This is a genomic window from Burkholderia sp. MSh2 (assembly GCF_000731655.1).
Taxonomy (GTDB): domain Bacteria; phylum Pseudomonadota; class Gammaproteobacteria; order Burkholderiales; family Burkholderiaceae; genus Burkholderia; species Burkholderia paludis.
The window spans coordinates 31,514-44,794 of the sequence record NZ_JPGM01000030.1; the positions used below are offsets into that span (position 1 = coordinate 31,514).

Annotated in this window: 12 protein-coding genes; 10 read left to right on the plus strand and 2 right to left on the minus strand. The window is 66.9% G+C overall.

All coding sequences use genetic code 11. From position 1 onward, the window contains the following. The first annotated feature begins 93 nt into the window (after positions 1-93). Positions 94-1,470: a flavin monoamine oxidase family protein gene (locus GQ57_RS19735; RefSeq protein ID WP_034198804.1), complete on the plus strand. Its 1,377-nt coding sequence runs from the start codon at positions 94-96 to the stop codon at positions 1,468-1,470. 305 nt (positions 1,471-1,775) lie between these two features. On the opposite strand, the gene GQ57_RS19740 is transcribed toward GQ57_RS19735, so the two are convergent. Further along, entirely contained in the window at positions 1,776-2,114 is a 339-nt protein-coding gene (locus GQ57_RS19740) for a c-type cytochrome (RefSeq protein ID WP_407638577.1), read from the minus strand. 455 nt (positions 2,115-2,569) lie between these two features. Here GQ57_RS19740 and GQ57_RS19745 point away from each other — a divergent pair, with 455 nt between their 5' ends. After that, positions 2,570-2,986, plus strand: coding sequence for a GNAT family N-acetyltransferase (locus GQ57_RS19745; protein ID WP_235212631.1), 417 nt, complete (start codon positions 2,570-2,572; stop codon positions 2,984-2,986). Positions 2,987-3,634: 648 nt separating this feature from the next. Here GQ57_RS19745 and GQ57_RS19750 read toward each other — a convergent pair. Continuing rightward, positions 3,635-4,270 carry a glutathione S-transferase family protein gene (locus GQ57_RS19750; protein ID WP_031397658.1) on the minus strand — a complete coding sequence of 212 codons (636 nt, stop codon included), beginning with the start codon at positions 4,268-4,270 and terminating at the stop codon, positions 3,635-3,637. Between the two features lie 166 nt (positions 4,271-4,436). Here GQ57_RS19750 and GQ57_RS38260 point away from each other — a divergent pair, with 166 nt between their 5' ends. The 8 genes from GQ57_RS38260 to GQ57_RS19790 all read left to right on the plus strand — a co-directional run bounded on the left by GQ57_RS38260 (position 4,437) and on the right by GQ57_RS19790 (position 13,222). Continuing rightward, positions 4,437-4,745, plus strand: coding sequence for an acyl carrier protein (locus GQ57_RS38260; RefSeq protein ID WP_052001406.1), 309 nt, complete (start codon positions 4,437-4,439; stop codon positions 4,743-4,745). A 46-nt stretch (positions 4,746-4,791) separates the two neighbouring features. Continuing rightward, positions 4,792-5,307, plus strand: coding sequence for a gamma-glutamylcyclotransferase family protein (locus GQ57_RS19760; RefSeq protein WP_034198805.1), 516 nt, complete (start codon positions 4,792-4,794; stop codon positions 5,305-5,307). A 492-nt stretch (positions 5,308-5,799) separates the two neighbouring features. After that, positions 5,800-7,104: an MFS transporter gene (locus GQ57_RS19765; protein WP_031397661.1), complete on the plus strand. Its 1,305-nt coding sequence runs from the start codon at positions 5,800-5,802 to the stop codon at positions 7,102-7,104. A 39-nt stretch (positions 7,105-7,143) separates the two neighbouring features. Continuing rightward, positions 7,144-7,668, plus strand: coding sequence for a flavin reductase (locus tag GQ57_RS19770; protein ID WP_031397662.1), 525 nt, complete (start codon positions 7,144-7,146; stop codon positions 7,666-7,668). A 26-nt stretch (positions 7,669-7,694) separates the two neighbouring features. Continuing rightward, the gene (locus tag GQ57_RS19775; RefSeq protein ID WP_031397663.1) at positions 7,695-8,765 is read left to right on the plus strand and encodes a DUF6421 family protein; all 1,071 of its coding nucleotides are present in this window, start codon (positions 7,695-7,697) and stop codon (positions 8,763-8,765) included. Between the two features lie 45 nt (positions 8,766-8,810). After that, positions 8,811-10,652 (plus strand): dihydroxy-acid dehydratase, encoded by a 1,842-nt coding sequence (ilvD, locus tag GQ57_RS19780; protein ID WP_034198807.1) that lies wholly within the window; start codon positions 8,811-8,813, stop codon positions 10,650-10,652. A gap of 2 nt (positions 10,653-10,654) precedes the next feature. Beyond that, positions 10,655-11,845, plus strand: coding sequence for a cystathionine beta-lyase (gene metC, locus GQ57_RS19785; protein ID WP_034198808.1), 1,191 nt, complete (start codon positions 10,655-10,657; stop codon positions 11,843-11,845). Between the two features lie 60 nt (positions 11,846-11,905). Then, complete coding sequence (locus GQ57_RS19790; RefSeq protein WP_031397666.1) at positions 11,906-13,222, plus strand: LLM class flavin-dependent oxidoreductase; 1,317 nt, start codon at positions 11,906-11,908, stop codon at positions 13,220-13,222. Positions 13,223-13,281: the final 59 nt, after the last annotated feature.

Here is a 13,281-nt window from a genome sequence, read left to right on the forward strand (position 1 = left end):
ATCGACGGTCCGTGCGAACCTGCCGCCCGGGTGATTTGCGTTCGAATCGCGTCGGGTGCAATCCGCTCCGCGCGGAATCTTGAGGGAATCGTCATGACTGGGACAGAGCGCGTTGACGTATGCATCATCGGCGCCGGCCTCGCCGGGCTTCGTGCAGCACAGCTGCTCGGCGAGCGCGGCCATAGCGTGTGTTTGCTCGAAGCGCGCGATCGCGTCGGCGGGCGGACTCACGGCGGCACGCTATGCGGAAAGCCGGTCGATCTGGGCGGGCAGTGGCTCGGGGCCGGCCAGACCCGTGCTGTCGCGCTGTGCCGGGAGCTTGATCTCGAGCTTTACGAGCAATATGTGGAAGGCCGTCGAGTCCTCGACATCGGCGGCAAGGTGCGGAGCTACACCGGCAGCATTCCCCCGATGTCGATCATGGGCTTGCTGGATGCGGATCGCGCGATGCGACGTGTCAACCGGAATGCGAAGACCATCGATCCGCAGGCGCCCTGGAAGGCGGCCGATGCGGCGCGCTGGGATCGAATGACGCTCGACCAGTGGATGGAGCAGTCGATGTTCACGCGCAGCGGCCGCAGTCTCATGAAGATCATGACGCGCGCCCTTTGTACCAGCGAGCCGCACGAAGTCTCGTTTCTCGGCCTCCTGAACTTTGTCGCGGCCGGCGGGACGATACAGACTCTGGTGGAAATGCGCGGTGACGGCGCGCAACGCTTCAAGGTGCACGGCGGCGCTTTCCAGCTGGCGGAGCGTCTGGCCGACGCGCTGTTACCCGGCGTGCTGAAGCTGAATGCGCCCGTGCATGCGGTCGAGCAGTCGGAAACCGGGGTAACGATCCGGCACGCGCAAGGCGACGTGCGAGCGTCGCGTCTCATCGTCGCGATTCCGCCGCTGCTCGCCGCGCGCATCGATTTCACGACGCCGTTGCCGGCCATGCGCATGCAACTGCATGCCCGCATGCCGATGGGCTCCGTGATCAAGGCGTTGATTGCTTACGAGCGCCCGTTCTGGCGGGAACGGGGATGGTCGGGCGAGGCCGTCAGCGATGTCGCGCCGTTCGGCCCTGTCGCGGACGCCACGCCGCCCGGCAGCGAGCAGGGATTTCTCGTCGGCTTTTTCGCCGCGGGCGCGGGCCGGGAGCACGCGCCCGCGACCAGCGATGAACGGCGCCAGGTGGCGGTGCGGACGCTTCAGCGCTTTTTCGGCCCGGCCGCCCTGTCGCCGGTCGGCTATGTCGACAAGGACTGGATTTCCGATCCCTGGAGCCAGGGCGGGTACGTTGGCGTGATGGCGCCCGGTACGCTCACGGCGCAGGGCCCGGCGTTACGCGAGCCGTGCGGCCGGATCCACTGGGCGGGTACGGAGAGCGCGACGCGCTGGGCGGGCTATATGGAAGGGGCCATCGAATCCGGCGAGCGCGCGGTGACCGAGGTCGTCGAGCGCGGCGTGCATGCGTCGCCACGATAGCGGCTGAAAGGCGGGCGGCCGGGTGCCGGTTTGCCTTTCCGGATCGGCCTCCGACGAGGTTTGAAATCTCGCCGACTTCAAGGCGAGTATTGGCGGATGAACAAGGTCGGTGCGACGCGCTTGTCCGAATCCTCGAACCTCGAGTACGAGGCATGAACCGGCGAGCGACGCGCCACTTCCAAGCCGCGCAAAGGCAAGAAAGACGTGACGATTGAACCGGGCGAGGGGGCGAAGCGTTGCCCCCTTCGGCGCGAGCCGCATGGTACGGATGGCGCGCATGCGCCAACGGCGAAGGCCGCGATCGTTTAATTCCTGGCGATGAGATGAATCATGTATTCATTGATCGCCCTTAACTCCTTGTCCGTCCACGTATGCGCGGGCAGCTTGACGCCGTTTTCCCGCAAGGTATTCGGAATCAGGTTGCCATTGGGCCGAAGCACGATCGACGAGACGATGACGCCGGGGTAATTTTTCAGCCGGGTTTTGAACGCGGCGGACGTAAGGTCGGGCGTAGGCGGGTTGCTTTTCCGCGCCAATGGCCCGGTGCCGGTAGCATCCGCCCCGTGGCACATGGCGCATCGAGCGGTAAACAGCTCCTTGCCGATGGCGGTCTGCGCAACCGCCATCAACGGATCGAGAAGCATGGCGGCAAGCGCGATGCTGCAAAGTCTATTGAGTTTCATGGGGATCATCAAATTAAACGAATGCGTCGATTTATTCTGTCTGTCGGCATCCGATGGGGAAACAACGCATTCTTTGACTTGCTTGCGGCACCGGGAATGCTGAACGCTTACGGCCCGATGGCCGGATTCCATGGCGCGGGCATACGATTTTTTTCCGAATTAATGCTGAAGGCCCGCTGTTTTCATGATCGCCGGTTTTAAGCAGTTTCAGTCGCGGACAGATCATAACGCATGGCGGCCACGACGAGGTTGGCCCTGTTGCAGCGAGAGCCGTCGCAATGGCCTGCATCGGGCCAATGTTCGATGCCGGGCGGCGGTTGCCGCATCGATACCCGATGTCCGGAAGCGTGTCATCATCATCCGATCTGAATCCGGTTATTCATTTCCGAGGAGGTTCGATGTTGACGGTTCGAGTCATGACTATCGAAGACTATGACGCGGTGCTCGACCTGATGAGGCAAACGCCGGGGGTCACCGTGAGGGATGCGGATTCGCGGGAAGCCACCGGGCGATACCTCGAACGCAACCCCGGATTGAGCTTCGTGGCGGTGCTCGACGGAGCGATCGTGGGATGCGTGATGGCCGGTCACGACGGGCGGCGCGGCTATCTCCAGCATCTCGTCGTGCTGCCGGCGCATCGGCGCAAGGGCATCGCCAACCAGCTGGTCGAGCACTGTCTGGTTGGCCTGGAAGCATTGGGCATCGTCAAAAGCCACGTCGACGTTCTCAAGACCAACGACATCGCGCACGCGTACTGGAGTGGCCGCGGATGGGGCAAGAGAACGGACATCGATCGCTATTCTTTCATTCGCAGCGGCGGCAGTAACGCGTGAACGCGACGGCGCTGGTCCGCGCGCTGTCGCTAACGCGTGCCGTCGGCGAGCCGTCCGGTGCGCCGGGCTCGCCCGGCAGCGTGCCGTATCGGCGCGCTTGACGGCGTCGCACACGTCGTCGAAACGACGACGTTCCCCACACAAAGTACCTGGCGAAGGCCGCAGCCGAAAGCCGACCTGAGGGCACAGGCCGGCGCCCCCGGTTGACCTGCGCGGCCGTTTCCGCATCATTTCCTTTCAATTCAATTTCAACTTTGCGTGATCCGCTGCGATCGATTCCGGCCGGAGGCGGCCAGATCTGCCTCGCCGCGAATGTCTGATATGTAATTCGACTTAGTTGTAAATGAAAAATATATTGGACCGCTCGAAATGGATGCTGCATTGTTCAAGCATTCGACGCGATCACGGAAAATGTGCTGGATGGCACGGTGATTCGAGCGAAGAGAACGCCATGCAAGATTGCAGTCGCGGCTCCTGTTCCCGGAGTCGCGACGTCGATGGCCCGCCGGACACCCACAAGCCATGTCCGTGCGCAAGACCGGGGCAGCAGAGAAAGAAAAGCGGCGAAAAGGACCTGAGAAGATGGTGGAGACACGACGGATGCGAGTGGCATACCGGATCGGGCACCGGCCCGATCCGGCTTCGTCGCTACGCCCAGACCGAAATCTGTTCGACCGACAACGCGGCCGCGACGGCCGGGCGGCGGAGCATGCGCTCCGTGTGCGCGGCCCAGTGCGCGAATCCTCGCATGTCGAGTTTCAGCATGTTCCCCCACTTGAAGAAGATCAGCAGCATCGGATCGACGATCGAGTAGTGTTCGCCGAGCGCCCAGTCGTGCGCGGCGAGCCGCTCGTCGATCTGCGCATAGGCGTCGAGGATGCCCGCGCGGCCTTTCGCGCGGATGCCGTCGTGCGCGGCGGTATCGTCGCTGAAGCGCGACGGATGGAAGTTGAGCGCGACCGTCCCGGGCAGCACTGACGCGAGCCAGTTCATCCATTCGACGGCGCGTGCGACGCCCATCGCGGTATCGGGCACCAGCCGCGCCTGCGGAAAGCGCAGGGCGAGATAGAGCAGGATCGCGGACGACTCGGTCAGCACCGCGTCGCCGGTATGCAGCACGGGCACCTTGCCTTTCGGATTGAGCCGCCTGAATTCGGCGCTCTGCGTCGCACCGTCCTTGATCGAGACGAGTGCGAGTTCGAACGGCTCGCCCAGCTCGCGCAGGATGACGTGCGGTGCAAACGAAAGATGGCCGGGGCAGTAGAACAGTGTGAGGGTTGTCATATTGATTAAGTCTCCTATTTATCTCTGATGGAGATGCTGGCCGGGTTTGTCGTGTCGACGCGTCGCATGGTGCACGACGCCCGATCGAAAGTCAAAAACGAAAGACGATGTGAGCGACTCTGCGGTTCGATGAAAACGATGCCCGCATGCGTGCGTGCGGGCCGGGATGAACGAGTGTTTCTGGAGCGTGATCGTGATGCGGATGATGAGCCTCGACGAATTGATCGACAACGTGAAGACGTTTCTGGCCGGTATCGACCCGGGTGCACCGGCGCGCGTGACTGCGCAGACGAACCTGCTCGACGCCAACCTGCTCGATTCGCTGTCGCTCGTGCATTTCGTGCTGTTCATCGAGCAGACGCTGCGGATCGAGATTCCGATCGGCGATTTCCTGCTCGACTCGATCGCATCGGTCGCGGCGATCTACGACCACTACGTGCTCGGTACGACGCGGGCCCCGAGCGCGGCGTTCTGATGGGCGCGCGCGCGATTCCGGGCGCCCCGGCACGGCGGGCAGCGCGATGACGACGGACGACCTGCTGCGCGGCGAGCGCTTCACGTACTTCGCGTATGGCTCGTGCATGAACCTCGCCAGCCTGTCCGCTTCGCTCGGCTGCGACGCGACGCCGTTTGTCGCGGGCGCGGCGCGGCTCGACGGCCATCGCCTGGCGTTCAACTACGCGTCGCTCAACGAGCCGGTCTGCTGCGCGAACATCGAGCCGGCCGCCGGCGGGCTCGTCGAAGGCGCGCTGTACCGGTTGCCGATCGGGCTGCTCGACGCGCTGGAGCGGCGTGAAGGCGTGCACCTGGGCCGCTATGTGCGCGTGGCGGTCGAGGTGCGGATGCCGGGCGGGCAACGCGAGCGCGCGCTGACGTATCGCGGCGCGGTCACGCTCGATCGCGACGCGGCGCCGAGCGCGCGCTACCGCGACCTGCTGGTGCGCGGGCTGGTGGACGCGGGGGTGTCGGCGGCGTATCGCGATCGCACGGTTGCCTACATGGCCGGGCTGCGCGATCGCCCGCCCGAAATGCAATGACGGCCGCCGCGCGCGGCCGCACAGGATCACGGCATCGAATGCTCCAAAAGGGCGCTCGGTCCAGCGGTGCGTTCCCGGCTTCAAACGCCGGCGGACGTTTTAAAGGCGCCCTAAGCGGGCATGTGAGCAAAAGGCTGATCATGAAGCGAGTATTCGACCATCCGCGCGCCATGCGCGCGTCATGCCTCGCCGGCGATGCGGTTTCCGGACACAACGACGTACAACGACTCCCCGGACACGCGGCACGGCCGCAATCGGTTCTCGCAAGGCCGATGCGCGCCTGATCGGCGGCGCCCGAGCCAGACCGCCGCACCGCCGGACGGATGCCGCACGCACGCGTGCGGCCCACGGCACCCCGCGCACACGCATGCATCGGCCGCAGGAGGGCGGCCGGCCGGCGTGCGCGCCGGATCGTGGCTGTCTCGACCGGGCGGCGCATGCGGGATGCAGTGCACAACGAAAAACAACCGATCCCACGAAAGGAAAAAAATCATGGAGACGCTCGTATCGACCGTATCGCCCGCATTGCGGGTGTCGGAGGAAGCCGCCTATCGCAAGGTCGCATGGCGGCTGATGCCGTTGCTGCTGTTCTGTTACCTGGTGTCCTATCTCGACCGCGTGAACGTCGGCTTCGCGAAGCTGCAGATGGCCGGCGATCTCGGGTTGTCCGACGCGGCCTACGGGCTTGGCGCCGGGATCTTCTTCTTCGGTTATTTCATCTTCGAGGTGCCGAGCAACCTGATCCTCCACCGCATCGGCGCGCGCGTCTGGATCGCGCGGATCATGGTGACGTGGGGCGCGGTGTCCGCGCTGACGATGTTCGTCACGACGCCGACGGCGTTCTACGCGATGCGCTTCCTGCTCGGCGCGGCGGAAGCCGGCTTCTTTCCCGGCGTGATCCTGTACCTCACCTACTGGTATCCGGCGAATCGGCGCGGCCGGATGACGACCGTGTTCATGACGGCCGTCGCGCTGTCGGGCGTGGTCGGCGGCCCGATTTCCGGCTACATCCTGAAGGCGTTCGACGGGTTCAACGGATGGCATGGCTGGCAGTGGCTGTATCTGCTCGAAGGGCTGCCGTCGATCCTCGCGGGCGTGCTCGTGTACGCGCTGCTCGACGACCGCATTGCGGAGGCGAAGTGGCTGGACGCCGACGAGCGCGAACTGCTCGAGCGCAACGTGAAAGCCGAGGAAGCGGTCAAGTCGCACCTGTCGCTCGGCGCGGTGCTGGCGAATCCGCGCGTCTGGCTGATGTGCGCGATCTACTTCTCGTTCGTGATCGGCCTGTATGGCGTCGGCTTCTGGCTGCCGACGCTGATTCATGCGACGGGCGTGGCCGATCCGCTGACGATCGGGCTGCTGTCGACGGTGCCGTACGCGCTGGCGGTGGTCGCGATGATCGCGATCGCACGCAGTTCCGACCGGCGCCGCGAACGCCGCTGGCACCTGGCGTTGCCCGGCGCGATGGGCACGGTCGGGCTCGTGCTCGCGGTTGCCTGGGCGCATCAGACCGGGCTGGCGATCGCGGCGCTGACGCTCGCGACGATGGGCATTCTCACCGCGATTCCGCTGTTCTGGAGCCTGCCGACGGCGTTTCTCGGCGGCACCGCGGCCGCCGCCGGGATCGCGATGATCAATTCGATCGGCAATCTTGCGGGCTTTCTCGGTCCTTACCTGATGGGGCTGCTCAAGCAACTGACCGCGTCGAACGACGCGGGCCTCTACATGATGGCCGGCTGCATGGCGCTCGGCGGGCTGCTCGCGCTGTCGCTGCCGAAGGCGCTGGTGAACCGGTAGCGCGGCGCGCGGCATTTTCCCCATGTACGGAGACAGGACATGATCCACAACGAACCCGCACGGTTCCCCGACCAGTCGATCGGCACTTCGCCGCAGCGCTTTCGCGACGCGATGTGCCGCGTGGCGTCGGCCGTTCACGTGCTCACGAGCGACGGCCCGGCCGGGCGCTGCGGCATGACGGCGACCGCCGTGCTGTCGGTGTCCGATGCGCCGCCGACGGTGCTCGTGTCGGTCAATCGCGGCAGCGTGTCGGCACAGCGGCTGATCGCGAACGAGGTGTTCTGCGTGAACACGCTCGGCGCGGCCGACCGCCTGCTCGCCGACGTGTTTGCGGGCCGCACCGCGCACGAACGCGACGCGCGCTTCACGGTGGGCGAGTGGGGCGAGCTCGCGACGCGCTCGCCGGTGCTGGCGAGTGCATGCATCGCGCTCGATTGCCGGCTCGTGGCGTCGATGAGCGCCGCGACGCACGAACTGCTGGTCGGCGAAGTGGTGGCGCTGCACTGCGCGGCGCCCGACGACGACACGCTCGTCTATCTGCAGCGCGAATTCCGCGTCGTTTGACGACGCGTGCCGACAGGATGACCGACATGAAACGTGAAATCGTACAAGCCACCAATCGTTGCCGCAGCGAGATTCTCGCGGGCGGCTTTCGCACCGACGTCGCGCGTATCGCGCAATGCGCCCGTGCGCATCTCGGCGACTATGCCGACAACCCGCACGTGCGCGCGCTGCTGGTGACGCTGGAGAACCGCTGCCTCGCGTCGGGGCGCCTGCTGGACCTCACGTACTCGGTGGACCCGAGCTTCATCCTCGGGTTCTTCGACGTGCCGTACAACGCCGATGCGTTCCTCGAGGCGGCCGCGATCGCGCCCGTGCCGATTCCGCCGAGCGTGCTCGCGATCGCGCCGGACGGCAACGCGTTGCCGGTGCAGATCCGCATGTGCACGGACGGCTTCCGCAATCCGCTCGCGGTCGCGGTGTTCGGCGAGAACTTCATCGACGCGGACCTGCACGCCTATCACAAGGCGTACTACTTCATCGACAAGTTCGTCGAGCGCTTCAAGCGCTACACGCGCCCGGCGATCGAGGCCAGCTGGTCGCCGACCGCGTTTCCCGACCTGCTCGCGGCGGACGACGCGCTGCTCACGCAGGCGAGCGCGATCTGGGTCCACCTGCACGAATTCCACCATCGCACCGGCTTCCTGCCGATCCCGGAGAACCTCGATGCGAAAAGCACCCGCAACGGCGCGGGCGCGGAGGAACTGCGCGTGGACATCCTGTCGATCCTCGCGCTGTTCCGGATGCGCTCGGACGACCGCGTGCTGCGTGCATCGATCCAGTACATCCTGGCCGAGCGCCTGATCCGCTATCCGCTGCAGGCGCCGCCGCTCGACAACTACGACGCGCGCTCGTCGGTCGCGCTGTTTCATTACCTGTCCCGCCACGGCGTTATCGCGCAGCGTGGCGGCACGCTCTATTTCGAAGGGGGCTATGAACGTCTGACCCAGGCGCTCAGGTCCATCGTGATCAAGCTGACCGCGCTCGAATACAAGCTCAGCGTGTCGTCCGATCTCGACCGGAGAAAGATCCTGTCGTTCGTGCTGCCGACGCTCGCGAAGAACGACAACAACTGGGGTGTGGCCGGGCGGCCGCACTGACGGTTGCCCACCCGTCTTTTTGAACCGAATTTACAGAGGATCACGATGCCTACCTATCGTTCACGCACTTCCACCCATGGCCGCAACATGGCGGGCGCGCGCAGCCTGTGGCGCGCCACCGGGATGACCGACGCCGATTTCGACAAGCCGATCATCGCGGTCGTCAATTCGTTTACCCAGTTCGTGCCCGGGCACGTGCACCTGAAGGATCTCGGCCAGCTCGTCGCGCGCGAGATCGAGTCGGCCGGCGCGGTCGCGAAGGAATTCAACACGATCGCGATCGACGACGGCATCGCGATGGGCCACGACGGCATGCTGTACAGCCTGCCGTCGCGCGAGCTGATCGCCGACTCGGTCGAATACATGGTGAACGCGCACTGCGCGGACGCGATGGTGTGCATCTCGAACTGCGACAAGATCACGCCGGGGATGCTGATGGCCGCGATGCGCCTGAACATCCCGGTGATCTTCGTGTCGGGCGGGCCGATGGAATCCGGCAAGCTGACGTTCCGCGGCAAGCGCCGCGCGTTCGACCTGATCGACGCGATGGTGGTGGCCGCCGACTCGCAGGTGACGGACGACGAGGTGCGCGCGGTCGAGAACGTCGCGTGCCCGACCTGCGGCTCGTGCTCCGGGATGTTCACCGCGAACTCGATGAACTGCCTCGCCGAGGCGCTCGGGCTCGCGCTGCCGGGCAACGGCTCGGTGCTGGCGACGCATGCCGATCGCAAGCGCCTGTTCCTCGAGGCCGGGCGCGTGATCGTCGATCTCGCGCGCCGCTACTACGAGCAGGACGACGCGAGCGTGCTGCCGCGCTCGATCGCCACGCGCGACGCGTTCGAGAACGCGATGACGCTCGACATCGCGATGGGCGGCTCGACCAACACGGTGCTGCATCTGCTGGCGGCCGCGCACGAAGGCGAGGTGCAGTTCACGATGGCCGACATCGACCGGCTGTCGCGCCGCGTGCCGGTGCTGTGCAAGGTCGCGCCGTCCGTGCAGGACGTGCACATGGAAGACGTGCACCGCGCCGGCGGCGTGATCGGGATCATGGGCGAGCTCGATCGCGCGGGGCTGCTGAATACGACGCTGCCGACCGTCCATGCGCCGAGCGTCGCGCACGCGCTCGCCCGGTGGGACGTGATGCGCAATCGCGTCGATTCCGTGTCGCGCTTCTATCGGGCCGCGCCGGGCGGCGTGCGCTCGCACGTCGCGTTCAGCCAGGAAAACCGCTACGACGAACTCGATATCGACCGCAAGACCGGCTGCATCCGCGATGCCGAGCACGCGTTCTCGCGCGACGGCGGGCTCGCGGTGCTGTTCGGCAACATCGCGCGCGACGGCTGCATCGTGAAGACCGCGGGCGTCGACGGCGGGATGCTGAAGTTCACCGGCACCGCGCGCGTGTTCGAAGGGCAGGAGGAAGCGGTCGAGGGCATCCTCGGCGGCGCGGTCGGCCCGGGCGACATCGTGATCGTCCGCTACGAGGGGCCGCGCGGCGGGCCGGGCATGCAGGAGATGCTCTATCCGACCAGCTACCTGAAATCGAAGGGGCTCGCGAAGCAGTGCGCGCTGATCACCGACGGGCGCTTCTCCGGCGGTTCGTCGGGGCTGTCGATCGGGCACGTGTCGCCCGAGGCGGCGGAGGGCGGCGAGATCGGGCTGATCGAGAACGGCGACGCGATCGAGATCGACATCCCGAACCGCTCGATCAACGTGCTGGTCTCCGACGACGAACTGCGGCGTCGCCGCGCGGCGATGGAAGAGCGCGGCGAGCGCGCGTGGCAGCCGGAGAAGCGGCAGCGCCGCGTGTCGGGCGCGCTGCGCGCGTATGCGGCGATGACCACGAGCGCCGCGCGCGGCGCCGTGCGGATCGTGAAGGGCTGACCATGCGGCCCGCCCCGAACCGTCCGGCGGCCGACGCGCAGGTCGACACCGTGCTCGTCACGGGCGGCCGCGCGCCGGCCGCGCATCACGGCTTCGTCAATCCGCCGGTGTATCGCGGCTCGACGGTGCTCGCGCCGAGCGTGGCCGACCTGCTCGGCTACACGCAGCCGTATGTATATGGCCGGCGCGGCACGCCGACCACGGCCGCGCTGCAGGACGCGGTGCGCGCGCTCGATCATGGCGCGGGCGTCGTGCTGTGCCCGTCCGGGCTCGCGGCGATCACGACCGCGCTGTCGTCGTGCCTGTCGGCGGGCGACCACCTGCTGATGACCGACGCGGTCTACAAGCCTGCCCGGCAGCTGTGCGACGGCGTGCTGCGGCGCGCGGGCATCGAGACGACCTACTTCGCGCCGTGCGCGTCGGTCGACGCGCTCGCCGCGCTGATCAGGCCGAACACGCGGGCGCTGTATCTCGAGGCGCCCGCGTCGCAGAGCATGGAGATGTGCGACGTGCCGGCGCTCGCCGCGCTCGCGCACGACCGCGGGCTGGTGGTGCTGTTCGACAACACGTGGGCGACGCCGCTGTTCTTCGATGCGTTCGCGCACGGCGCGGATCTGGTGATCCAGGCCGGCACCAAGTACCTGGCCGGTCATGCCGACGTGATGATCGGCATGGTGTCGGCGTCCGCGCGCGCGTTGCCGGCGCTCGAGCAGTACCAGCGCGACACCGGGCAGTGCATCGGCTCGGACGACGCGTTTCTCGCGCTGCGCGGCATCCGCACGCTCGGCGTGCGGATTCGCGAGCACCAGGCGAACGCGTTGCGCGTCGCGCGCTGGCTCGCCGCGCGCCCCGAGGTGCGGCGCGTGTGCTATCCGGCGCTCGAGGACGATCCCGGCCATGCGCTGTGGGCGCGCGACTTCAGCGGCGCGACGGGGCTGTTCTCCGTCGTGCTGCGCCCGGCGCCCGCGCCGGCCGTCGCCGCGCTGCTCGAGGGGCTCGAATATTTCGGGCTCGGCTATTCGTGGGGCGGCTACGAAAGCCTCGCGATGCCGTTCGACTGCAGCGCGTACCGCACGGCATCGCACTGGGACCCGGGCGGCCCGTGCGTGCGCTTTCACATCGGTCTCGAGAACGCCGACGACCTGATCGGCGATCTCGAGGCCGGCTTCGCCCGCTTCAACGACGCGCGCTGACGGGCCGGCCACGCGCGGTCCGCACGCTTTGCGCAGCCTTCCAATGACGAGGAACCCCGTATGACGAAGCAACTCTGCCTGGGTGGATTCATGCGACCCATCTGCCTGCACACGGCATGGTGGCGGCATCCGAACGCGCCGACGCTCGCGAATTTCAACTGGCCGGTGATCCGGTCGCTCGCGCAGAAGCTCGAGCACGCCTGCTTCGACGCGGTCTTCACCGCCGACCATCTCGCGGTGATGCCGATGCCGCCGAACGCGCTCAAGCGCAGCGGCACGATCACGTCGTACGACCCGCTCGTGATGCTGTCGGCGATCGCCGCGTGCACCGACCGCATCGGCCTGATCGCGACCGGCACGACGAGCTACGAGGATCCGTACCTGCTCGCGCGCCGCTTCGCGTCGCTCGATCACCTGAGCGGCGGGCGCGCGGGCTGGAACATCGTGACGACGGTCAACCCGGAGGCCGCGCTCAATTTCGGGCTCGAGACCGCGCTGCGTCACGCGGAGCGCTACGAGCGCGCCGAGGAATTCTTCCAGGTCGTGACGGGGCTGTGGGATGGCTGGTCCGATCACGCGCTCGTGATGGACAAGGAGGCGGGGGTGTTCTCCGATCTCGACAGGATCCGGCCGCTCAACCACAAGGGCAAGTTCTTCTCGGTGAAGGGGCCGCTGAACATCGCGCGGCCGGTGCAGGGCTGGCCGGTGATCGCGCTCGCGGGCGCGTCGGAGGAGGCGCGCGACATGGCCGCGCGGTCGGCCGATCTCGTGTTCGGCAACGCGCGCAGCATCGAGACGGGCCGCGCGTTCTATCGCGACGTGAAGTCGCGCGCGGTCGCGGCCGGGCGCAATCCCGACCACGTGAAGATCCTGCCCGCCAACCAGGTGTACGTCGGCCGCACCCGTGCGGAGGCGCTGGCGAAGAAGCGCTACATGGACGATCTCGTGCACGTGGACAGCAACATCCCGAACCTGTCGATCCGGCTCGGCGTCGACTGCTCGAAGTTCGATCCCGACAAGCCGCTGCCGGAGCTGCCGCACACCGAGCAGGGGCAGGGCAACCAGCGCGAATGGGCGGCGCTCGCGCGCCGCGAGGGGCTGACGGTGCGGGAGCTGGCGAAGCGCGCGGCCGAATCCGGCACCGGCGAGATGGTCGGCACCGCGTCCGAGATTGCGGACCAGATGGAAGAGTGGCTGATGACGGAGGCCTGCGACGGTTTCATCATCGTGTTCTACACGGTGCCCGACGGCTACGACGACTTCGTGACGATGGTGGTGCCCGAGCTGCAGCGGCGCGGCCTGTTCCGCACGCGCTACGAAGGCGCGACGCTGCGCGAGCATATCGGCCTGCCGCGGCCGAAGAGCCCGCTCGACTGAGCGGCATCTCGCCTGACTTCGCACCGGGAGACCGCGATGACCCACGATTCACGCAGACA